At 59.0% G+C, this 23,901-nt stretch carries 17 protein-coding genes; 9 read left to right on the top strand and 8 right to left on the bottom strand.

The window, feature by feature from the left end:
* Positions 1–32 precede the first annotated feature (32 nt).
* A complete protein-coding gene (locus HMPREF2779_RS06850) occupies positions 33–908 on the top strand; it encodes a glycosyltransferase family 2 protein (protein ID WP_105361161.1) in 876 nt (291 codons plus the stop codon).
* A 117-nt stretch (positions 909–1,025) separates the two neighbouring features.
* Entirely contained in the window at positions 1,026–2,393 is a 1,368-nt protein-coding gene (locus HMPREF2779_RS06845) for a hypothetical protein (RefSeq protein WP_199774569.1), read from the top strand.
* A 60-nt stretch (positions 2,394–2,453) separates the two neighbouring features.
* On the opposite strand, the gene HMPREF2779_RS06840 is transcribed toward HMPREF2779_RS06845, so the two are convergent.
* From HMPREF2779_RS06840 to HMPREF2779_RS06815, 6 genes are all read right to left on the bottom strand, one after another.
* On the bottom strand, positions 2,454–3,596 hold the full coding sequence (locus HMPREF2779_RS06840; RefSeq protein WP_105361160.1) for an acyltransferase family protein: 1,143 nt from the start codon (positions 3,594–3,596) through the stop codon (positions 2,454–2,456).
* A gap of 139 nt (positions 3,597–3,735) precedes the next feature.
* A complete protein-coding gene (locus tag HMPREF2779_RS06835) occupies positions 3,736–4,728 on the bottom strand; it encodes a glycosyltransferase family 2 protein (RefSeq protein WP_105361159.1) in 993 nt (330 codons plus the stop codon).
* A gap of 42 nt (positions 4,729–4,770) precedes the next feature.
* Complete coding sequence (locus HMPREF2779_RS06830; RefSeq protein ID WP_158676586.1) at positions 4,771–5,751, bottom strand: glycosyltransferase family 2 protein; 981 nt, start codon at positions 5,749–5,751, stop codon at positions 4,771–4,773.
* A gap of 312 nt (positions 5,752–6,063) precedes the next feature.
* On the bottom strand, positions 6,064–6,288 hold the full coding sequence (locus HMPREF2779_RS06825) for a hypothetical protein (RefSeq protein ID WP_105361157.1): 225 nt from the start codon (positions 6,286–6,288) through the stop codon (positions 6,064–6,066).
* A 194-nt stretch (positions 6,289–6,482) separates the two neighbouring features.
* Positions 6,483–7,082, bottom strand: a complete 600-nt coding sequence (locus HMPREF2779_RS08980; RefSeq protein WP_158676585.1) for a DUF7340 domain-containing protein — start codon at positions 7,080–7,082, stop codon at positions 6,483–6,485.
* A gap of 1,034 nt (positions 7,083–8,116) precedes the next feature.
* Positions 8,117–8,767: a peptidoglycan amidohydrolase family protein gene (locus tag HMPREF2779_RS06815; RefSeq protein ID WP_105361156.1), complete on the bottom strand. Its 651-nt coding sequence runs from the start codon at positions 8,765–8,767 to the stop codon at positions 8,117–8,119.
* Between the two features lie 420 nt (positions 8,768–9,187).
* On the opposite strand from HMPREF2779_RS06815, the gene HMPREF2779_RS06810 reads away from it, so the two are divergent.
* Positions 9,188–10,480, top strand: coding sequence for an MFS transporter (locus tag HMPREF2779_RS06810; RefSeq protein ID WP_105361155.1), 1,293 nt, complete (start codon positions 9,188–9,190; stop codon positions 10,478–10,480).
* An 84-nt stretch (positions 10,481–10,564) separates the two neighbouring features.
* Here the strand turns inward: HMPREF2779_RS06810 and HMPREF2779_RS06805 are convergent, their stop codons facing one another.
* Positions 10,565–11,479: a shikimate dehydrogenase gene (locus HMPREF2779_RS06805; protein ID WP_070684812.1), complete on the bottom strand. Its 915-nt coding sequence runs from the start codon at positions 11,477–11,479 to the stop codon at positions 10,565–10,567.
* Between the two features lie 240 nt (positions 11,480–11,719).
* Here HMPREF2779_RS06805 and HMPREF2779_RS06800 point away from each other — a divergent pair, with 240 nt between their 5' ends.
* The 4 genes from HMPREF2779_RS06800 to HMPREF2779_RS06785 all read left to right on the top strand — a co-directional run bounded on the left by HMPREF2779_RS06800 (position 11,720) and on the right by HMPREF2779_RS06785 (position 20,318).
* Complete coding sequence (locus HMPREF2779_RS06800; protein WP_105361154.1) at positions 11,720–16,609, top strand: NAD-glutamate dehydrogenase; 4,890 nt, start codon at positions 11,720–11,722, stop codon at positions 16,607–16,609.
* Between the two features lie 375 nt (positions 16,610–16,984).
* Positions 16,985–18,340 (top strand): hypothetical protein, encoded by a 1,356-nt coding sequence (locus HMPREF2779_RS06795; protein WP_105361153.1) that lies wholly within the window; start codon positions 16,985–16,987, stop codon positions 18,338–18,340.
* Between the two features lie 33 nt (positions 18,341–18,373).
* The gene (gene pelF / locus HMPREF2779_RS06790) at positions 18,374–20,119 is read left to right on the top strand and encodes a GT4 family glycosyltransferase PelF (RefSeq protein ID WP_105361152.1); all 1,746 of its coding nucleotides are present in this window, start codon (positions 18,374–18,376) and stop codon (positions 20,117–20,119) included.
* Entirely contained in the window at positions 20,061–20,318 is a 258-nt protein-coding gene (locus HMPREF2779_RS06785) for a putative glycoside hydrolase (RefSeq protein WP_233992309.1), read from the top strand. Before pelF ends, HMPREF2779_RS06785 begins: the two co-directional genes overlap by 59 nt.
* A gap of 272 nt (positions 20,319–20,590) precedes the next feature.
* Here HMPREF2779_RS06785 and HMPREF2779_RS06780 read toward each other — a convergent pair whose 3' ends face one another.
* Complete coding sequence (locus tag HMPREF2779_RS06780) at positions 20,591–22,027, bottom strand: glyceraldehyde-3-phosphate dehydrogenase (RefSeq protein WP_105361151.1); 1,437 nt, start codon at positions 22,025–22,027, stop codon at positions 20,591–20,593.
* Positions 22,028–22,315: 288 nt separating this feature from the next.
* On the opposite strand from HMPREF2779_RS06780, the gene HMPREF2779_RS06775 reads away from it, so the two are divergent.
* Both HMPREF2779_RS06775 and HMPREF2779_RS06770 read left to right on the top strand, forming a co-directional pair.
* Complete coding sequence (locus HMPREF2779_RS06775) at positions 22,316–23,251, top strand: carbohydrate kinase family protein (RefSeq protein WP_105361150.1); 936 nt, start codon at positions 22,316–22,318, stop codon at positions 23,249–23,251.
* Positions 23,252–23,334: 83 nt separating this feature from the next.
* Positions 23,335–23,880, top strand: coding sequence for a YbhB/YbcL family Raf kinase inhibitor-like protein (locus HMPREF2779_RS06770; RefSeq protein ID WP_070684712.1), 546 nt, complete (start codon positions 23,335–23,337; stop codon positions 23,878–23,880).
* Positions 23,881–23,901 lie beyond the last annotated feature (21 nt).

Here is a 23,901-nt window from a genome sequence, read left to right as displayed (position 1 = left end):
TCTCTACACGTTTGAGCTTGGAGTAATACCTCATGACCGTTGATATTCTGTTCCCCTACTACGGCGACGTTGCCATGATGAAGCAGGCTGTGCTGTCTGTGGTCGGTCAGACCAACCCGGACTGGCGCATGATTGTTGTCGATGACGGCTACCCGGACGACTCGATTCCCGGATGGTTCGAGTCGCTCAAGGATGAGCGCATCACCTACATGCGTAATGAGAAGAACTTGGGCGCGAACGGTAATTACCGCAAGTGCTTGACTTTCGTAGAGAATGACCTGGTCACCGTCATGGGTGCTGATGATGTCATGCTCCCCAACTATGTGCAGTGGCTGGTGGATTCGGCGGCGAAGCACCCCGAGGCATCCATTTTCCAGCCTGGCGTGGTTGTGATTGATGAGAACAACGGCCTGTCGAACACCCTGGTGGAGCAGACTAAGGCGTTCTACCGCCCCAAGGGTGAGGCTGTTCTGCAGGGTGAGGAGCTGGCTACCTCCCTGCTGCGCGGCGCGTGGTTCTACTTCCCGTCCTTGGGCTGGCGTAAGGACGCTATTGTGGGCACCGGCTTCCGTGAGGGCCTGAACGTTGTGCAGGACATGGCGCTGATCCTCGACATTACGATGCGTGGCGGCTCCCTGTACTACGATCCGCAGGTTGCGTTCATGTACCGTCGTCACGGTGGTTCTGACTCGTCCTGGCGTGCCCTGGAGGGTACCCGCTTTGATGAGGAGCGCCGCTACATGAACACTATTGCTGATGAGATGGCGGCTCTGGGCTGGTCGAAGGCTGCCCGCGTGGCCCGTATCCGTTTCTCCTCGCGTGCTCACGCGCTGACTCTGCTGCCGAAGGCAGCCCTGGCGAAGAAGTGGCAGGGTGTTAAGAACCTTGCCGAGCATGTGGTGAAGTAAACCTATATTTGTGTGCGGTGCGTCGTACATCCTGCGGTGGATGTGCGGCGCATCTGCGTATGTAATGATGGTCTGTGTTAGCGGCTAGTGTTGGCGGCTAGGAACGAGGAGGACACCGTGGAAGCCCAAGATACTGTAGGAGCCCAGGACGCCGTTGAGGCTCAGCCTTCGGGCACGGTCACCCGCTACCAGTCCCTGGCGCTTTTGGGTTCGTCCCTGTTGGCGGCGGTCTCCACGCTGGTGGTGACGATGATTGCTCAGCGTGCCCTGAATGGTTCGGAGCTGACGGAGTTCCTGCTGTTTTGGGCGGCGCTTTTCACGGTGACCGGCATTATTACGGGCATTCAGCCGGAGATTACGCGCGCGGTGGGTACGGCACGCACTCGTGCTGTAGCTGACAGGGCTGCATCCGGCGGGGCTGCATCCGGCGGGGTTGCATCTGCTGAGGGTTCCGCGCCGCAGGGCGCTCGCGTGGTTACGGTGACCGCGGCTTTGGGTGCTATCGCTGGTGCGTTGGTGTTGGTGAGCTCCCCTCTGTGGGCGGGCCAGCAGATTCCGCATTCGGCGGCGGTGGGCGTGACCGTTATGGCGGTGGGCGTGTTCCTCTACGCCCTGCAGGCGACTATGAGCGGTGTGACCGCCGGTGAGGACCGCTGGTACCTTTTCGCGGCGGTGGGCGGTCTGGAATCTGCCGGGCGCCTCATCCTCATGCTTGCGGCTGCGCTCATGATTCCTTCCCTTGCCGGCCTTGAGGTGGCAACCGTCGTGCCGATGGGTCTGTGGCTCATCCTGGCGTTCGTGACCGTTTCGGGTCGCCGTCTGTGGGTTGCCCGCGCCGATGTGCCCGCGCGCCGCCTGAGCTTAAATATCCTCTGGTCGTTCCTGTCCTCTGCCGCCGCGGCGGTGCTGATGATGGGCTTCCCGAACGTGCTGAAAGCGAGCGGCGCCGCGGAGAGCGAACCGGTCGTGCTGGGTACCCTGATCCTGGCGATTTCCATTACCCGTTCGCCGATCATGATTCCCCTGCAAGCGTTCCAGGGTGTGGCGGTTTCTGCCTTCTTGAAGCAGCGCCACCGCCCCGTAGCGGCGTTCATTAAGCCTGCCGCCGCAGTGGTGGCTGTGGGCGCTGTGGGCGCGTTGGCGGCGTACCTGGTGGGTCCGCTGCTGTTCCGCCTGATTTACCCGCCTGCCGCAGGTGCAGAGTCCGCGTACGAGGCGGTAGCCTCCGGCATCACCCTGGGCGCGCTGGTCTTCGCCTCGGCACTGCTGGCGCTCATGACCCTCTCGGGCAATATGGCCCTCGCGGTGAACCAGCACCGCATCTACCTCGCCGGTTGGGTGGTTGCCGCGGTGGTGACCTTGAGCCTGGCGTTCTTGATTCCTGCGCCGCTGGTGCCGCGCGCTATTGTGGCGTTGGCGGTCGGCCCGGTCTGCGGCTTTGTGGTGCACATGGTGGGTGTATCTGTCACCGCCCCCAAAGGATAATCCTGCATTAAGAATGCCCCTCGGCTGACATTCAGCGGAGGGGCATTCTCTGCGTAGCGGCTAGGCTGCAGACTGGACTGTAGGCTTCTTACCCGAAACCAAAGGGTTACGGCCGAGAGCCATGGCCCGCTTCTCAACAAAGGTCCAAGAAAGCCATGCTAGGCCGAAGGTGATGATGGCGTCGAGGATGATATTAACTGAGATTCCGAGGGAAACGCTTCCCAGGAGTACAAGAATCTGTTGTACCGGCCAGGCGTAGATATACACGCCGTAAGAGATATCGTTGGTTTGCCCCAGAGGAACGTTAAGACAGGTGCCCAGGGCAATAATTCCGAAGGCCAAAACAATCTGAGTCCACTGCATAATGTTGGCGTGAGGAACGAGCCAGGTGAAGTAGAACCCGGCGAGAGTACAAATTGTAGCCAGGAGCGGAGTGATTACCGGACGGAGCGTGATACGGCGGCTCACGAGGTAGAGTAGAGCCCCGGCAAAAAAGAAGGGGTAGAGGCGTGCTGAAGCCTTGAGGTTTCTAGGGTCGAGGCCCAGCGCCCAGGTCATCCAATCGTAGCCAAGTACCTGAATGAGTACGTAGTAGCTGAGGCTCACAAGGTAAGCGAGAGGAATAAAAACCTTTAGGTGCCGGCGAATGAACGGAAGATAGAAGATGGGGAGAAGTAAAAGGTAGCAGAAGAACTCGTATTCTAGCGTCCATGCTGAACCGTTCCATGAAGGGGAGGTAAACGGCACGTCGGCCGGTCCGTTAAAGAGTCCGTACTGCAATTGGGAGAGATCCCAGTTGTTGCGGAAATATAAGATGGCGTTGGGGATGTCCCAACCCATGGGGGCGTGGCCTGTGAGGACGGAGAGCGTTCCACCAATGAAAATTACAAAAAGGATGGAGACCCAGTAACCGGGGAAAATACGCAAGATACGCTTCACCAGATATGATCCCGCGGAACTCCGGTAGGCGCTGTGCGCAATTAAAAATCCCGAGATGGCGAAGAAAGCATTGACTGCAAAATCGCCAAAGACATAGAACTCTTTCCACAGGGGGTTTTCATCAACCTTTACCCCCGCCACAATGTAGGGCGTGTGGGAGAAAATCACAAAGGTCGCGAGGACTAGGCGAATGAAGTTGAGAGAATTTGGCCGCTCAAAAACGGCGGAATAGAGAGACGGATACTCCGGTGCTGTATGTGCCATAAGTTTCTAGGGGATATGTGGATGAATATGCAATGTGAGTGCAGCGTTGGGTTAGCGCAGAGATAAAACCGAGAGTGAGAATCCCCGTGCTTTGTTCCAGCAGATATATGACTAACGCTTAACGTCAAAGTGTCTGGGATTAGAGGTTGTAAACCCGTTTAATGTAAGCGCCGTAGAGCCTGCGGTAGAGCGCCGGGCTGACCTTGAGGAGCAGGCCCGCAGCGCCAAAGACGGGGCGGCGGCGCAGGGCGAGGAGCGTATCGCCGAAGCTGAAACCGGCACGGCAACCCGCCAGCACAGCCGGCGCGCTTTCACCGCCCACAATCAGCGCCTGCTGCGCGTTATTCAGGTACGCAATAACCCGGGCAATCGTCAGCGCCTCCTGACCGGCAGACAGATGATACGTACTCGTACGCTGAAGGGATTTCGCGAAGTAGTCAAGAAGGCGACGGGTCTCAGACAGAGGAGTAATACGGCTCCAGGTCAGGCTTCCCGCGCTCACCGCGTACGCGTACAGCGGCTCATCAATGACGGTCACGCTCTGCGCTCGCAGGTAGCAGTCCAGTAGCGCGCATTCGTCCTCAGCACGTTCAATCTGGGGGTACCTGACGTTCTCAAATAGTTCGCGGCGAATAATCTTATCCCAGGCGTAAGGAGACAGCTGGTCCTTGAGCAGGGCGAATGCCGCTTCCTGGCCGGTCAGCGTGCCGGGGGTGCCCTTGAGGCGCTGGGTGGTCGAACCGTCGGTCGCCACCATGTTGTGGGCGCAATTGACCACCTGCGCCCCCGTACGCTCCGCGTGGTGGTGCAGGCGCTCCAGGAAAGTCGGGTAGAGAGCATCATCAGAATCGGGGAACGTCACCCACTCGCCGCGCGCCTCGTCCAGGCCCTGGTTACGCATCGCGGACAGGCCCTGATTCTTGGGGTTATTGAACACGCGCACGCGCTCATCCGGGTTCTGCTGCAGATACTCTGCAATCAGTTGCGCCGAATGATCCGGGGAGCCGTCAATCATGACCAGAAGCTCAAAATTGGGGTCGGTCTGCGCCAGCACCGACTCAATCGCCGCAATGACGGTGGAGGCGGTGTTGTAGACCGGCATGATAACGCTAGTGCGGGGGACAGAAGTCATCAAGAGCTAAGACCTTTTGAGAGAACGATAAGAGAACGAGTATTACATTCCGTAGGTGCGTTTAATATAGGCCCGATAAATGGGGTAATAGATTGCGGGTAGGTACTTGAAGAGTGCTCCCGCAATCCCAAAAACAGACCCGGAGGAAATCGCCAAATACAGGGTGCGGGGCGTGATTTCTTGACGGCATTGACGTAGGAATTCCTGACCGCCTGAAGGGTTCTGACGTAGAACGCTATTGCCGCTATTGACAAAATTAATGATGCGCGAAATCGCGAGGGCGGACTGGACCTTCCTACTAACGTGGGGGAAGCCTACCGTTGCATCCACGTAATCCATGAAGGCGACTAAATCTTCGAAGGGAGGAGTTGAACCCCAGGTGATAGATTCGGGGTTCACAGAGTAGAGGTTGAGGGAATCGGGGATAACCTTCAATGCGCGGGCTACGGTACAGGCTGCAATGCTGTATCCGGCGTCTTCCACTCGGTTAAAGAGAGGAAATTGGATGTCTTTGAGAGGGGCACGACGAAAAATTTTGTCCCATGCAAAGGGCGCGATGCGGCTGCTAAGAACCCGTGCTAGCGCGTCATCACCGCTAAAGGTGCCTACCTCGCCCATGAGACGGTACTGGGTTGATCCGTCAGGGTAGTAGATGTCGTGGGCACAACCGACGACATCGACATCGTCGGTAGCTGCAGCGTGCATGACTTCTAGGAAGTTGGGCTTGTATGCGTCGTCAGAGTCGAGGTAAGCGAGCCATTCGCCGGTCGCATGGCTAATTCCAACGTTGCGTGCACCGGCCAGCCCAAGATTTTTTTCATTAAGGTGGTACGAGATGCGTGGGTCCTGGAGTTTCTGGAGATACTCCTGAATTACACGGTGAGAATCATCTGGGCTTTGATCGTTGATGATGATGAGTTCAAAATCCGGGTCGGTTTGAGAGAGTACGGAGTCGATAGCCCGAACTACAGTGTTTGCGGTGTTGTAGACCGGCATGATAATGCTGGTGCGGGGTGACGGCATAGTACCTCTTCGAAATGCGGCGGATGGAACTACATACAGGTACATCATACGGTGGGGGTGGTGGGTAATCGAAATATGTTCCACCACCCCCACGATATATGACGGACCTACTGGTGGGGAGGAATATGCGTAGTATTGTGGGGCTTGCGAGTATGGTCGGTGTTAGCCCAAGCCATCCACAAACCCCAGAGGGCTATCGCGAGACCAGCCCACACACTTGCCTGCTCCTGCGTAAGGATTCCGTATGTCTGCAGGACGGCAGTGGTAGCCGGAATAACCGCGTATAGTTGCTTACGCCATCCTGGACGGTGTCTAAGCACGGCGCTTTGACTTTGCGAGCTTCTCGATATCTTCAATACGCTTAGCAATGAGAATCATCTGATGATCGAACCATTCCACAACGGTTCGAGTGTTGACAGTAGCGTTGCCAAATTTAGCAACCGCAAGATTACCTTCTCGAACAAAGGGCTCGTTATACACATCGGTTAGGGCTCGATGTGCTGCGCGGTAGGCGGATGCTTCAGAAATAGGTGCCATGATAATCTCCTTGGCGGTTGGGCAGCTATGATAGCTGCGGTTTAACAGATAACCCCGCCAGGATAAAACTGACGGGGTGAACTACAGCAGTGAAATAACAGCTTCCTACGGTAGCTTTATCTGCCCGGGAAAATGATGTAATCCTACTGGAACGGTTACCTATTTTCACAGGCAGAAGTTTAATGGGGACGATATTAGTCCTGGCTATGAAGTAGCAGGGCTAGGGCCTTCATGCCTTCTAGCCCTTCCCACACAGCAGAGCAAGAACGACAAGATGCCCTTTCAGTGGTGTAATACAGTGCGGATCGGCGTATTGATGTTGAACCGTCGCAGCTTGTTTTCATGACTTCCTGCTCCCCGCAGTTAGGACAAAATCCCTGCAAATCATGACTGGGATGGCGCAACGCAACAATGGCCCGAATCCAACTGGTCGTCGTAGCCAACGCCTCATCATGAAGCTCCTGATGTAGGTGATTGCGAATCCATGCAGAAACCTGATTTTTCAGCGGTGCACCTGGGAATGAGGGCATAACAACGGAACGAATAGACTCTTGAACTTCTAACGCATTAGCAGAAATAGGTATGCGACATCCAAAGCGGCTGGCGCTAGATGCTCCTCCAGTACGTGAACCACCGGCGACATAATCTGCCAACTCGTCCAATAATGCCTGGTGGCGTGGAATACGGAACTTTGCGCGGTGCAGACATTGACGGTCTGCGTCCTTCACTGGCGTGCCCACGGTTAGAGCGATCAGATGCTGTTGTAGCTGATCGCTAGACGAAATGGTAGCCATAATGATGTAGCCTCTCTGCTAAATGAGTGAATTATTGATATCCGCTACAGTGCGGAAGGTGTGTGGACCATAGTGTTGGTCATACATGGATTTGCCCTGCTTCTGCTTCGTGGCAGCGAAGTTGAAGCATGCGACAGACGCTTTCTCCGTGTGTGTAGGAATGATGCTAGGCTGGCATCATGGACGACCAATTCATCTTGTTCGCTCTTCTTACCGATTGGAGCTACTCCAGTGTCCTGGTGCTCGTTCTGTCGCTTCAATTGCCGGTAGTGCTTGCGGCACAAAGGATACCCAGCATGTCGAGAATCCTCATCTATTGGCTTCTCACAACGCGTGCAATGAGAAAGCGGAAGAAAAAGAACCGGATTTGCTCGCGAAGGGTAAATTCGCTGCTTTGAAGTTCGTCGAGCTCTAGGATTGACAGGAAGATAGACCCGCGGTGAATCAAGAGGGACAGTGCCTCGTGGAGCGTGAATACATGCACGACAGATGGAATAGATAGGATTCCACTGATTCTCTATTACGAGCGGTTGCCCGTAGTTCTCCGGGCGTACACTACTTGCCGGTAGAGAGAGACCTGCCGTACGCCAACACCGAGGGCATATTGAACGCCCCTGCATTAGATAGGGACTATCGTGCGTCTGTATAGCACGGCGCCGCGCCTGGCAGGTGCGGCAGTCCTCTCTATAGGAACTGGTTGGCTCCCTGCATCCTGCGCAGGGACGGGGTAGGTGTTTCATGGTTTCTCCTGAATACTATGCCTAGTCAAAAGAGTAAACAGATACTTTTCAATGTTCTAAATCGCCCTTTAATATTTAGGTTAGGGGGGGGGGTGTACTTGAAGGTAGATGAGGCTATTTAATCCGTAAATCAACTTATATTGGTTTATTTATCGATAAATATTCATTAGGTGAAATTTTGTGATTTATTGAATGCGTTATATTTAAAGTTTTGTAGGTGTTTGGGGTAGGGCCTAGAGACCCTACCCCAAACACCCTGATGGTTATCTCTTTTGTTCCAGTAGATAAATCTAACTAGAGCGCACGCACAGCTTTTTCTGCCTCGTCGAGACGCTGCTGAAGGTACAACATGGAGTTGTCGAACCAGTGAATCACGCCGCGCAGGCCAGTGAGGCGGTTGCCGAATGCCTTTTCTGCGAGCTCTCCCTTGCGGATGAAACCTTCATCATAGATTGCATTCATCGCATTCTTAGCTGCGCGATAGATAACCTCTTCTTCGTTCACTTCTGCAGGGGGACGATAAATCGTGATTGCAGGAGAACCGTTATACACCCAAATCGTGTCGTGCGGATTGATGGAAATGCCATTGTGGCCAGCGTTGCAATGGATAATCGTGTCGTGGTCATCATAGAAAATGCCGGTGTGACCAGCTGCGCCGTTGGTGTATCCACGGCGACCCCAAATAAACACGTCGCCACGTCGTGCCGGGTAATTACCCGATGCATCCGGTCGAACCTGAGTCCAGCCGTTACTCTCCAAATCGTGGAAAAGCGTTTCGGTATTACCGATGGCAATATTCTGCGGGAGCAGGCCAGCATCTCGCAGTGCAAAGTAAACTGCAGATGAGCAGTCATAAGAATGCGGGCCAGTTCGATAATTCATCGAATAGGTCACCTTGCCCTTACGCTGCTCCATCCATGCAATCGCCTGATCAATCTTGGACATAATAAAATCCTTTCGGATAGGCAGTAGCCCCGCACTATGAACCTCCCGGGAAGTCCATAGTTCGGGGCTACCGCAAATGAATTGGACACTAAAAACGCCGACCAGCTTTATCTTGGTCGGCGTGACTGCTCGGTAGGCACACTCCTGCCGAGGTGATATTCACTTTACGTGGGTTGGGATGCGAAAGTCCTGTCGCGCATTTTTGAAATTACAAATTTCTTTATCGCTTATGAACTGACTGGGGTTGGAGCTGGAGGTGTCCGTCCGCTATTACTACTTCAAACCTTGGGAACTTAGGTAACCCTATGGAAAACAGGCGGTGCGCTCCCTACACTGGAAGGGCACATTGACAGACCGCACAGGCCGCCTACACCGCGGCCCCACCCCTCCCAACGGGTATATCACCGAAGGAGCCACCCCATGAGCCGACGCACCGACGCGCCCGCCCGATCACCACGACGAGCCGCCCTCGCCAGCTGGATAGGCTCCGCACTCGAATACTACGACTTCGCCGTCTACGGCACCGCCGCGGCCATCGTGCTCAACCGCATCTTCTTCCCCGAAGACACCGCCGCCATCGGCATCCTCAAGTCCATGGTGGTTGTGGGCGTCGCCTACGTTGTGCGCCCCTTCGGCGCCATGATCGTTGGACCCCTCGGTGACCGCTACGGCCGCCGATTCGTCCTGATGCTCACGCTCTTCCTGATGGGCTTTGCCACCTTCGCAATCGGTTGCCTGCCGACCTACAGCGAGGCGGGTATCCTCGCCCCCACCCTGCTGGTCATCTGCCGCATGATTCAGGGCCTCTCCGCCGCCGGTGAGCAGGCAAGCTCCATCTCCATCTCCCTGGAGCACGCCAATGAGCATCAGCGCGCCTTCACGACCAGCTGGACCCTGCAAGGCACCCAGTTCGGCTCGCTGCTGGCAACCGCCGTGTTCATTCCCTTCGCCGCTCTGCCGGACGAGCACCTGCTCAGCTGGGGCTGGCGCGTGCCCTTCTGGCTCTCCGCCTTCGTGGTGGTGACCGCTTGGCTGATTCGCCGCACCCTCTCCGAACCGCCCGCCTACCTGCAGCGTGAAAAGCTCACCGAATCCCCGCTCATGCTGGTCTTCAGGCACTACAAGCGCGTCGTGCTCACCATCGCCGTGTGCGCCATGGTCAACACTGTGAACATGGTCTTCACGACCTTCGCGCTGTCTTTCGCCACCAAGGGTTACGGCCTTGACCGCAGCACCATGCTGCTGGTGCCGGTCGCCTCCAACACTCTCGGCCTGATTGCGATTCCGCTCGCTGCCATGCTTGCCGACCGGATTGGTCGTAAGCCCGTGTTCATTACCGGTGCGGTTGCTTCGTCCCTGGTGATGTTCCCGTACCTCGGCGCGATTACCGAGGGTAACTGGGTGGGTATCTTCACCTACGGCGTGCTCATGCACGGTGCGCTGTACTCCATGGCGAACGGCGTGTGGCCCGCCTTCTACGCGGAGATGTTCCCGACCCGCGTGCGCGTGACCGGCCTGGCGTTGGGTACCCAGATTGGCTTCGCAATTTCTGGAGGCGTGGCGCCCGCCGTGGCGACGAGCCTCGCCGGTGCCGACCTGCATAACGCGGTGCTGCCCGCCGTGTTCACGGTCGCCATGTGTGTGCTCGTGGCGTTGGGTGCGCTGACGGCTCGTGAGGGGTACAAGAAGTCCCTGGCTGAGCTGGATGCATAACCCGAACAATATATTCCGTATATAGAATAAATACAGGTGGGATTGGATAGTTAGCTATCCAACCCCACCTGTATGTTTAACCTTCTAAGCCCCCTGCTGAGCCGCAATCAGCGCCTCAAAATGCGCCGCCATACGCTCAGCGTTCGGTTCCAGCCCGGTGAAGAGACGGAACGCATCCACCGCCTGACCCACCGCCATATAGCCGCCCGTCAGCACCTCGCACCCGGCGGCACACGCCGCGCGCACCAGCTGCGTCTGTTGCGGCAGGTAGATGACGTCCGCAACCCACAAACCCTCATGCAACACCCCGGCGCTCAGCGCCGACTCGCTCAACGGCATACCCGGATGCACGTGCATACCCACCGGGGTTGCGTTCACCAAACCCTGAGCTTGTAGTAGAGCTTCAATCAAGCGTTCATCGTCGCTCAGCACCTCGATTCGGGTCTGCGGGAAGAGCCCACCCAGCTGCTCCGCAAGCCCCTGCGCCTTCGCCGCGTCACGCTCAAAGAGACTCAGGCAGCGCACCCCCAGGCGGCACAGGGCGTACGCCGTGGCGCTACCGGCACCGCCAGCGCCCAGCTGCACCACGTGCTCCAGGCGCGCCGGATTCTCCGCCACCTGCGGCAGGCCGCGCTTCAATCCCGCAATGAACCCGGAGTAGTCCGTGTTATCGCCGTAGAAGCTGCCGTCCTCGCCAATCACCACGCAATTGACCGCGCCCAGGGCGCGTGCCGCATCCGACAGCTCGTGCAGGTGCTCCATGACCGACTGCTTGCACGGGTGCGTGATATTGAAAGCGTTAAAGCCGAGCAGTGCCGCCGCATCCAGAAGCGCCGGGGCGGAGGAGCCATCCAGGTTCAGGGCGTCCAGGTCGACGGGGCGGTACAGGTAGCGCACCCCGTGCGCGTCCGCTTCCGCCTCATGCATGGGAGGGGTCAGGGAGGAGGTGATGCCGTCACCAATGAGACCCACCAGGAAAGATTCAGTACGCAAACTCATAGTTTCACTGTACGTGTCCATCCCTCAAGATGCACCTACTTTCTTGAACCCGTACCAAATGCGTGCTGGATTTGGGAAGAAGATAAAAATAATTTCTACGCCCACAAGAGCGATATGTCTGACAGAAACATCTCGAAGGTATAAGCTTGGTATAAGTGCTCGCGCGCCACGGCGCGCACATGAGACCACACAGACACCGTCACAGTGAAGTGATACCGATATTCGGAGGATAGATTGTCAATGACTGACAAGGCTATGGCACACTTCGCTGGCGCCGATGCATGGGTCGAGCAGTATTTCCTGAACAGCCCCGAAGATGAGCGTGAAGAGTTCACCCCGGCAGAGTTAGAGGATTTGGCTCGCACCCACCGTGCGCTGGCTCAAATCCGTCTGCCCAAGACCGCTGTCGTTGCCGCACGCAACGACGAGTACAACACCACCCTGTACGTCGCGACCGACGACATGCCGCACATCGTCAGCTCCCTAACCGCATGCCTTGCCGCGCACTTTGGTGGTTTCGTCACCATTCTTCACCCCACCTTCCTCGCTGAACGCGGCCCGGACGGTACCCTCCTGAGCCTGCGCGGCACCGGCATGCGCGGCAACCTCGCCAGCGGCGACCCCGCCACTCTTGGCGTGCCCTCCCTGAAGCTCAGCGAGAACGCCCCGGCGGATACCACTGTCGCTATTGAATCCTGGATTGCGGTTCGTCTGACCCGCTACCTCACAGAGGAAGAGCAGCGCCGCTGCGAGAAGGAAGTTGAGCGCGTCCTCGCTGACGTTCGCGCCTGCCACACCGACCTGGATGCCATGGTCACCCGCGTTTTCGACCTGGCGCAGTCCATGTACGACCTGCGCGGCGCAACCCTGGGTCACGGCGAGGAATCCTACGCCGCCAACCCGCGCGGTGTGGAGCCTGCCTCCCGTGTGGAGGTGGCACAGGACTTCCTGCGCTGGCTGACCCGCGGCAACTTCGTGTTCATGGGCGTTAAGGAGCGTGTGCTGGACGGCACCTCCGGCGCTATTTCGCTGGTGGACCGCCCCGGTTCGGCGCTCGGTATTCTGCGCACCACGGAGGGTAAGAGCCGCATCCCCCTTTCGGGCGAGACCCTGGAGCGCGCCCTGTTCCCGCGCCCCCTGTACATCACGAAGGCGAATTCCCGCTCCACCGTCGCACGGAACGACTACCTGGACTACATTGGTGTGCGCCGCTTCGACCTGAACGGCCGCGTGATTGGTGAGTACGTCATTCTGGGTCTGTTCACCCGTCAGTCGTACGCGCTGCCCGCCATTGAGACTCCGCTGGTGCGTGAGCGTATCGCGATGGTGCGCCGCCGCCTCGGCTACCACCCCGGTTCTTACTCTGACAAGGCGCTTCTGGGTGCCTTGGAGGATTACCCGCGCCTGGAGCTGCTGCACGCTTCTGCTAATGATCTGACCGATACGTTCGGCGGCATCATGGGCCTGGAGGAGCGCCGCAAGACCCGCCTGTTCCTGCGTGCCGACCAGTTCAACCGGTTTATTTCCGCCGTGGTGTATCTGCCTCGGGACCGCTACAACACGAACGTGTGCTCCCGTATCCAGCAGGTGTTCCAACAGGAATTTGATCTTAGTGCCATCGACCATGAGGTGTACCTGTCCTCCTCATCGTTGGCGCGTCTATTTTTCCGCATTCGGCTCACCAACCCTAATGATGTGCCGAAGACGGATCATCAAGCTCTCGAAAAGCGACTGCAAGAAGCCGCCCGCTCCTGGGTGGAAGCAACCGCAGCTGCTATTGAGGCATGGAAACCCGGAGCGGCAGGCCGCCGACTCGCATCAGCCTGGGCAGATGCGACTAGTGCAGCCTACCGAGCCGATTACACAGTAGAACAAGCAATCGAGGATATCGTGATTCTTGAATCTCTCTCGGGCCAGAAGCCCGCCGCAATCAAGGTTGAAGCCGGCGAAGCCAACACTACCCGACTGAAGACCTACCTGTCCGCACCTCACACCCTCACCGAGCTTCTGCCGGTTATGCAGAATATGGGTCTGGTCGTTGTTGATCAGAAGCCCTACGAGTTCAAGCCTGAGGATGGCGAAGACTACGGCTACCTCTATGACTTCGGAGTTGAATTCCCCGAGGGCGTGGACGCAAACACTGTGGCTTCCCTTTACGAGGATGCCCTGAACGCCTACCTGCTCGGTGAGCGCGAGTCCGATACCCTGGACCGCCTGATCCTGGCTGAGGGCCTGACCTGGCAGGAAGTACGCCTGTTCCGTGCCCTGAACCACTACCTGATTCAGCTGGGCCTGGGCTACACCCCGTCCTTCATGTCGAACACCCTGCTCGCTAACCCGGCCATCACCAAGCACCTGGTCGAGTTCTTCGAGATCAGCTTCGACCCGAACAACGGCCTGAACGACGAGCAGCGCAACGCACGCCGCGAGGAAATCGAAGCAGCACTGGCTGAGGAACTGAACCAGATCCCCACCCTGGACGCTGACCGCTACCTGCGCTCCCTCGGCAAGGTTATCCGTGCTATCCTGCGCACCAATGCATACCTTACTGACCGCCCCGCACTCGCATTCAAGGTGGCACCGCAGGAGATTGACTTCGCACCCCTGCCCCGCCCCAAGTTCGAAATCTTCGTCTACTCCCCGCGCGTTGAGGGTGTTCACCTGCGCTTCGGTAGCGTCGCACGTGGTGGCCTGCGCTGGTCCGACCGCCGAGACGACTTCCGCACCGAGGTTCTGGGCCTGGTCAAGGCACAGATGGTGAAGAACTCCGTCATTATCCCCACCGGCGCGAAGGGTGGCTTCTTCCCCAAGCAGTTGCCCGACCCCGCTGTGGATCGTGACGCATGGATTACCGAGGGCCGCGAGTCCTACAAGGTCTTCATCGGCTCCCTGCTGGACGTCACCGACAACCTTTCCGTTGGCGCTGACGGCTCCGAGACTGTTGTCCGCCCCGAGGGCGTTGTAGCACGCGACGCTGACGACTACTACCTGGTGGTTGCAGCGGATAAGGGCACTGCAGCATTCTCCGACACCGCAAACGCAATCAGCCTGGAGCGCGGCTTCTGGCTGGGCGACGCCTTCGCATCCGGCGGCTCCGTCGGCTACGACCACAAGGCAATGGGCATCACCGCACGCGGTGCATGGGAGTCCGTCAAGCGTCACTTCGCTGAGCTTGGCCACGACGCTCAGACCGAAGAGTTCACCGCAGTCGGCATTGGCGACATGTCCGGTGACGTGTTCGGTAACGGTCTGCTCCGGTCCAAGGCAACCCGCCTGGTCGCAGCATTCGACCACCGCGACATCTTCCTGGACCCGAACCCGAACGCGGCAGTGTCCTTCGATGAGCGTCAGCGCCTGTACAACCTGCCCCGTTCCTCCTGGCAGGACTACAACCGCGACCTGATTTCCGCCGGTGGTGGCGTGTACTCTCGCGGCCTGAAGTCCATCGAGATCACCCCCGAGGTGCGCGAGGTTCTGGACCTGGACGAATCCGTCACCGAGCTGGCACCGACCGAGCTGATCTCTGCCATCCTCAAGGCACCGGTCGACCTGATCTACAACGGCGGTATCGGCACCTACGTGAAGGGCTCCACCGAGACCAATGCACAGGTAGGCGACAAGGCTAACGACGCACTGCGCGTCAACGGCAAGGACCTGCGCGCCAAGATTGTTGGCGAGGGCGGTAACCTCGGCTTCACCCAGCTGGGTCGTATTGAGGCTGCACTCAACGGCGTTATCCTCAACACCGACGCAATCGACAACTCCGCAGGTGTGGAAACCAGTGACCGTGAGGTCAACATCAAGATTCTGGTGGACCGCCTCGTTGCACACGGCGAACTGCCCGTTGAAGAGCGTGCTTCCTTCATTGAGTCCCTGCAGGACGAGGTCGGCGGCAAGGTCCTCGAGACCAACGTTGAGCAGAACGTGCTACTGCAGGGTGAGTTCCACGGTTCCTTCCTGGGCCTCAACCTGTACAAGCGCCTCATGCACGACCTGGAAGAGCACGCCGGCCTGAACCGCGCCGTCGAGTTCCTGCCCACCGACGAGGAGCTGGATGCACGCCTGGAGAACACCGGTGAGCGTCTGACCCGCCCCGAGCTGTCCGTACTGGCTGCGTACGTGAAGATTTACCTCACCCACGCACTGGAGCAGACCGACTTCGCGGACGACCCCTACCTGGAAGGCGTTCTGCGCAGCTACTTCCCGGCAGCACTGGTTGAGCGTTTCGGTCAGCACCTGGACTCGCACCCGCTGCGTAAGGAAATCATCTGTACCCGCGTCGCTAACGAGCTGGTCAACATCGGCGGTATCACCTTCGCATACCGCGTGATGGAGGAGTTCAACGTCGGTATCGATTCCGTCGCACGCGCCTTCATCGTCGCACGCGAGCTCTTCGAGCTGGGCACCGCAGCTAAGCTGCACCGCGAACTGCCCCCGAAGACCCCGCTGGATGCATGGTTCACCGTTCTGCGCGACAACCAGCGCATTATGGACCGTGCAGTCCGCTGGTTCATCACCGAGCGTGGCGTGGTTGCTGGCACCAGCATCTCTGAGCTGCTGGAGATCTTCGGCTCCGTTGTCGAGATGCGCCGTAACTTGCCCGAGTACCTCTCCGGCGCCTCCCGCGACCGTGTTCGTGCAAAGCGCGACGCAGGCGAGGCATGGGGCCTGCCCGAGGAACTCATCGTTATCTGGATCCGCGGCTTTGAGGGCTACGCCCTGCTGGACGTTATCCGTGCGGCACGCGACCATGACTTCGAAGCAACCTCGCTGGCACCGGTCTACTTCGCAACCTACAACCGCTTCACCGTGGACGAGCTGCTCGGCCTCATCTCCGACCTGCCCCGCAACGACCGCTGGGAGATCCTGGCACGTCAGGCACTGCGCGGCAGCCTCTACGAGACCGCAGCAGAGCTGGCACTGTCCGTAGCAGAGGGCGCCAAGGGCGACTTCTCCACCGTGGAAGGTGCACAGCAGGCTCTGGAAACCTGGGTTGAGGAGCACCCGACCCGCGTCGGCAACATCGACCGCGTTCTGAAGGAGATTCGCGAAGCTGCTCCCGACGCATCCGGTCACCCGCGCCTGGCTGTAGTGTCTGTGGCACTGCGTACTCTCTCGAGCGCATCCTAATCAGCTAAGACCCTTACGGGTCGCCGCTTAGAGCATCCCGGTTCCCTCCAATCGGAGGGGCCGGGATGCTTTTGTGCAGGGGGGAAGATGCCGCAAACTCTGTGCAGAAAAACCTCCTCTGACAAGGAGCGATACGTTTTTACACTAAATGCAGTGTGGGAATGTGCTCTAAATTCCGCCAAATATCAAGTAGAGGGTTAAGGAAACCAAAGGTTTTAGTTGATATATGCCGTATATTGATTCACGGCGGCATCAGCGCAAGCCATGGGGACCCGGCACTTCTTGGCATGACGAGTCTTCCCCTGGCGTGTCACACGGTGCTGTTCAAACACACTGCCCCTAATCTTTACGATTATCGACTGAAAGTCTGCAAGATTGTCTACCAACCACGGTACTGAGGAAAAAAGCAACAGCGCATGGCGCCTCCTCATTAACTTTCTGCTTTACGTCTCTCCGGTCGTCCTGCTGACCACCGTCTTCCCCATGGTCACCCCGACCATTAACCGGTACAACCTCGACGGCGTGCCCCTAATCCAGGTGATTCTGGCAGCGTCCATTACCGTTCCTTGGCTCAGTCAGGCAGCCTACCTGCCCCTTTACCGTGCTATCCAGATGGAGCACAAGAAGATTGCGGACGCCCGCGAAGGCCTGCGTATTCATGCTGAAACCTTTGAGCACCAGCTCAAGCGCGCCGAAGCACGAGCCGTACGCGCACGCATGTCCGAACCGCAGTTCCAGGACATTACCGACCTGACCGGGTTCACCCGCAACTGGCTCTACCTCTTCTTCATGACCATGCCGCTGGTGCTGCTCTTCGCCGTGCCGGTCGCCCTCGTCCTCCACTGGACCCCGACTGCATTCGGTGCGTTCTTCGTCCTGGGCGTTCTCAACATTGCGTTCGCGCAGCTGCTGGTCATCCCGAACCTCGCGAAGAACCGCATCATCTGGTTCATCGCGTGGCTTGGCTACACTCTTGCGCTGTTCTTCTTCCCGAAGGAATGGTTCCTTCCGCCGCTGGTTGGTTCGCTCATTCTGCTGGTGAGCCTCGGTAAGGACCTGGTGCACCTGTTGCACTTCGCGCGCATCCCGCTCAAGGACATTGCGCTCGATGCCCTGCGCGGCTTCTTCACCGGCTCCATCATCTGGGCTGATAAGTACATGCTCTTCCTGGTCACCGGCGGCGAAATCAACGTCGTGGCAATCTATCTGAGCCTGATCCCCTGCGTTATCGCCTACAACTACTTCTTCGTGGTGGAGGCAGACCGCGTCAACGCAAGCATCCAGCACCTGTGGACCATCTTCGACCGTCTACCCTACAAGGGCGTTCAGGAGGAGTCCTCCAAGGCTCTGCGCGCCTCCAACCACGCTATCCGCAACTCCCTGCTGATTTACATCGCCAGCGCTATCGTCACCGGCATCCTGATGTACATCTTCCTGCCGCAGTCCTACCCGCTGGCGCTCTCCGGCCTGGTCGTGGCGTTCCTCTTCGTTGCTGTGGCAGTGCTGATCTACCAGATCGAGTACATGACCATGTACGTCACCGTGCAGCTGTTCTCCGTAGTGCACCTGGTGCTGCTCTTCATCTCCTTCATGATTCTGCCCAACGAGACCGGCTACCTGCCCGTCATCGTGGGTGAGGCAGTGCTCGCCTTCGCATGCTACCGCGTCTACCGTCAGGCGTGGGCAGCCCCCGAGTACTCCCTCTTCTGGCGTCGAGCCCTCGCCTGGTAAGAACCGCACGGTCCGCGAAAGATACATACGACAATGACTGAACAGATGTACCGAAACCACTACGCGCCGCTGCAGCTTCCGGCTCCTGGCCCCCACTACAGCGACCCCGAATACCCGGACGTTGACGTCGCCATCATCATGGAATCCACCTACCCCTACCTCAAGGGTGGTGTTTCCGCGGTGGTGCACGATATTGTCTGCGAAAACCCGGATCTGACCTACGGCATTATTCACATCGCCTGGGATAAGAACTCCCCCCACGAAGACCTCTACGGCATGCCCGAGAACGTCAAGTGGGTCAAGGTGCTGTACCTGAGCCTGGAAGTCAACCGCGACGCCTTCGCGGAAGCCTGCGACCCCTCCGCACTGCGCATGAACTTTGCGCAGCGTCAGCAGCTCACCCAGCGCCTCATGGACGGCTTCAGCGCCCTCATCGCCGGTGACGTGAACCCCCTCTGGAAGCTCTACGACGAGGGCATCAACCCCGCAACCCGCAGCTACAACCTCTTCGGCCTCTTCGGAACCCGCGAGTTCATGCAGGCGATTGCAGGCCTGGGCTTCTTGTCCGAGGTGCCCTTCGGTGAGCTCTTCTGGAAGGTACGCGACTTCGTCTCCATCCTCTTTGCGCTCTTGCGCGAGCGGATGCCGCACGCCCGCGTCTACCACGCCCACACCACCGGCTACGCGTCACTCATCGCCGCCGCAGCCGCACGTGACCACGGCACCAGCTTCCTGCTGACCGAGCACAACCTGTACATTCGCGACACCGTGAACACCAAGCTCGAACGCAACATGGCGAAGCCCGTCACCACCGACTACGCCTTCCTCAACGAGGAGCGTGAGCACCCCGGCCTGGGTCCGGTCACCCTCGACGAGCGTGCCTGGTCCGTCTGGTTCGTCGAACTGGGACGCTTCTGCTACCCCAGCGCCGACATGGCAACCTACCTGTACCCCAAGGCTCTGGAAGAGGCACGCGGTATTGGCGCGCCCATCGACCAGATGAACGAGGGCGAGAAGGACCGCGCAATCATCCTGCCCAACGGCATGCTCATCGAGTCCGTGGCTGAAGCCTACTACGCCCGCCAGACGGCGCGTGCCCGCATCCTCGCTGAGGGCCGCGGCCACGTGTGGCGCTTCGTGTTCATCGCCCGCGTGGTGCCCATTAAGGGCCTGACTGACCTGATTCGCTCCCTCGCGGTGCTGCGCGATCAGGGTCTGGTGAACTTCCATCTGGATGTGCTCGGCCCCAAGGATCACCTGCCCGAGTACTACGAACTGTGCCTGCGCACCATCGAAGAGCTCAACATGGGTGAGTACATCACCTTCCACGGCACCGTGAACGTGCGTGCGATGCTCGACCGCTTCGACCTGCTGCTCATGCCCAGCTACAATGAGGGTCAGCCGATTGTGGCGCTCGAGGCGATGGCTGCGTCCATCCCGCTGGTCAGCACCGACGTGGGCGGCATGTCCCAGCTTATCGACGATGTGCTGGTCGCCCCCGATGGCCACGAAATCGGTAACTGCGGTATCTTGACCATCCCCGGCGATATTCACGGCTTCGCGGCGGCACTGCGCATCCTCATGGAGGAGCCCAGCATCTACGAACGCTACTGTGTGAACGCCTACGACCGTATCGTCAGCTTATTCCAGCTGCGACTGGTCATGGACCGCTACAACACGATCTACCGCGAGCTGGGTAAGCTGCCCCTCGCAGAAGAAGGTGACGATTCTGCGTACCCCGCTCAGCGACCGCAAGGCTCCGACTACCGGCACGGATGAGAATTTCCTCTACGGTTTGGTGGGCTTCTGGGTGTTCGGTGGAGGCGCCTTCACCGGCATCAGCGCAACCCACCACGACGCCTACGACGAGATTCCGCACGCCCCGGAGCTCTCCTATTACCTGGGGGATCCGGTCGGCGGCATTATCGCGCAGAAGACGCTCAGACTCGTGCCTTTACGCGTGGCTGGGCTGCTCTGAACACCGGCTCGAAGGATGTGACCGTGAAGGTTCCCTCCGGCCTGGTGGATGCGGCAAATCGCCCGGTGCCCTCGAGCTTCACGCTGCGGGCGCATCAGGGTGTGGTGTACCGCCGTAAGGCGTAATTTACTGCTCGCGTAGCTCTTCTGAGCTTCTGCGCGGCACCGCTCATCTGCGTATATAACCTTATAAACAAACCCACCGGAAATATAGCCAAATGGCTATATATACCGGTGGGTTTGTTATATGTGTGCTAGATGAGCTGGGGTAGCTTACTTAGCGGGGTAGGAGGGCACTTCGTAGCCGCCCATGCGCTCCAGAACGCGAATCACCTGGCAGGAGTAACCGAACTCGTTGTCGTACCAGACGTAGACAATTGCGGAGTCATCGGTCACCACGGTAGCCAGCGAGTCCACAACACCTGCGGTGCGGGAACCCACGAAGTCGGTGGAAACAGCCTCGGGGGAATCCGAGTAGCCCACCTGGCGGCGCAACTCGCCGTCGATGGACTCGCGGCGGAACATCTCGTTCAGTTCCTCAGCGGAACCTGCGGGCTTGGTCAGCTTCACGTTCAGGATTGCCATGGAGACGTCCGGGGTGGGAACGCGGATAGCGTTACCGGTCAGCTTGCCTTCCAGCTGCGGCAGAGCCTTAGAAACAGCCTTAGCTGCACCGGTCTCGGTGATGACCATGTTCAGCACAGCGGAGCGACCGCGGCGGTCACCCTTGTGGAAGTTGTCGATCAGGTTCTGATCGTTGGTGAATGCGTGAACGGTCTCAACGTGGCCGCGCTCAACACCGTATGCGTCATCCAGAACCTTCAGTGCCGGAGTAATCGCGTTGGTGGTGCAGGATGCTGCGGAAACAATCTTGTCCTCATCGGTGATGACGTTGTCGTTCACGCCGAACACGATGTTCTTCATGTCGCCCTTACCGGGAGCGGTCAGCAGAACACGAGAAATGCCGGGGCAGTTCAGGTGCTGCTCAAGGCCCGGAACGTCGCGCCAGCGGCCGGTGTTGTCCACCAGCAGAGCGTCCTTGATGCCGTACTCGGTGTAGTCGACAGTGGTCGGGTCAGAGGAGTAGATGAAGCGAACCGGAACACCGTTAGCGATGATGGTGCTGTTCTCTTCGTCCACCTCAATAACGCCCTTGAAGGGACCGTGAACCGAGTCGCGCTCCAGCAGGGATGCACGCTTGACCAGGTCCTGATCTCCGTTCTTACGGACCACAACAGCGCGCAGGTTCAGGCCGGAACCCAGCGGCGAGGAGGAGCGCTCCAGCAGAATACGAGCCAGCAGGCGACCAATACGACCGAAGCCGTACAGCACAACGTCCTGCTCCTTGGGCTGGTCGCCCTGGTGGTTCACGGAGGAACCCAGCTGCTCGGGCAGCCACATGGACAGCTCGGGGGAGCCAGCCTCGTGGTGTGCCTTGTGCAGGGCAGCAATGTTGATCGAGCACGCGCCCAGGTTCAGCTCAACCAGAGCACGAACGAGCTCCAGGGAGTGCGCGGGGTTCAGGGGTGCACCATCAATCTGGGATACGAAATCGTGCAGCTTCAGCAGCTCAATGACAGACTTGTTGACCAGGCTGCGGCCGTGAATGCTCAGCACCACACCGTTTTCGCGGTGCAGCTTACCGATGAGGGGAATCAGCTCCTCTGCGGTAGCCTCACGGTTAACCCAGGTAGCGGTTGCAGTCGTCACGTATGACCTTCTTCCTAACTTCGTCGTTGGAGGGTAGGCGCGACGGTGCTGTCGCGTCAATACCGTGCCGGGCGTTAAAGACCCGGCGTCGGTTTAAGTCTAACCCGTGTGAACCCCTCCGGAGCCTCAAAATTAGTGTTATTGGGGCTAAAACTCAGAAGAGGTAGAAGTCAGTTCCCGCACCCGCCTGGCAAGCCAACACAAGCCCTCAAAAAGAAAAGTAAAACCACTTTAAATACCCACAAAAACACACTCCATGCCCCGGAAAACATAGGTAGAATTGAAACCATGTTGACTGTAATCGGTGAAGCACTCGTAGACGTCGTCCACCAGCACGACGGAGAAACCCGCGCCTACCCCGGCGGATCGCCCATGAACGTAGCCGTGGGTGCACGCCGCCTCGGCCACCTCACCAACTTCGTCGGCCACTACGGCCCCGACGCCTACGGCAAGAGCATTGACGCGCACCTGGAAGCATCTCAGGTGACTCTGCCCTTCGAGCACAGTGCTGAACGCACCTCCGTCGCTCAGGCAACCATCGGTGCCGACGGCGCAGCAGAGTACGAATTCGACATCACCTGGTCCCTCGACTCCATCGCCGAGAAGCTCACCGAACTGGCACGCACCTCCGATGCAGTGCACACCGGCTCCATCGCCGCTATGCTCGAACCCGGCGCGCACGTGGTCGCCGCAGCCTTCGAAGCAGCCCGTGACAGCGCCCTGCTCAGCTACGACCCAAACTGCCGCCCCACCCTCATCCACAACGTTGACGAGGGCCGCGCCTGGGCGGAAAAGTTCGTGTCCCTCTCCACCGTCGTGAAGGCATCCGACGAGGATCTGCAGTGGCTCTACCCCGACCGTTCCCTCGACGACAGCGCACGCGCATGGCTTGACCTCGGCGCCGAGCTGATGGTCATCACCCGCGGCGAGGACGGCCCCATCGCCTTCACCAAGAAGTACCCCGAGGGCATCAGCCAGCTCGCACACCGCGTTGAGGTTGCGGATACCGTCGGTGCCGGCGACTCACTCATGGCGGCACTCATCGCGGGTCTGCTCGACCGCGGTATCGCTGGTGCTGAGGCGCGCACCAAGGTCGCCGCACTGACCGCCGAAGACATCGCCGACCTGCTGCGTTTCTCTGCAACCGCAGCCGGCATCACCGTCTCCCGCGCGGGCGCTAACCCGCCCACCCGCGAAGAACTCGACGCCGTACTCAACGGCTAAATAATCTACGCCTCGCCGGCGGATAGCTCACTCTGTCCGCCGGCGTCGCCATATCCACCCGCACCCCAACGCTGAGGAACATCATGACCAACATCGGTACCGCACCCCTGCCCCGCGAACCCTACGCGGGCCTGCCCGAACTGCCCGAATTCACCCTGACCTCCACCGACATTCAGGACGGCGGCACCGCCCCCAAATGGATGCTCTCCTCCCTCTTCGGCGTGGCGGGCGGTCAGGACCGCTCCCCGCAGCTGTCCTGGAGCGGATTCCCCGAGGGCACCAAGTCCTTCGTGCTGACCTGCTTCGATCCGGATGCGCCGGTCCCCAGCGGCTTCTGGCACTGGACTGTCTCCAATATTCCCGCCACTGTGACCAGCATTGACACTGACGCAGATGCACCCGCCGGCGCCCTGACGCACCGCAATGACGCCGGTGTGGCGGGCTTCCTGGGTGCTGCCCCTCCGGCTGGTCACGGCCCGCACCGCTACATCTTCTGCGTCACCGCAGTGGATGTGGAGAAGCTCGACATTGACGAGAACGCCAGCCCCGCCGTCGTGAACTTTAACCTGCTCGGCCACGGTCTGGGTCGTGCGTTCCTGACCGTCACCTACGCGGAACCGGCGGCATAGCGGTACACCGGCACAGTCTCA

It is taken from the genome of Rothia sp. HMSC069C03, from assembly GCF_001811075.1.
Taxonomy (GTDB): Bacteria; Actinomycetota; Actinomycetes; order Actinomycetales; family Micrococcaceae; genus Rothia; species Rothia mucilaginosa.
The sequence above is the reverse complement of the archived record's forward strand: the minus strand, read 5'-3'. Positions and strand labels throughout refer to the sequence as shown.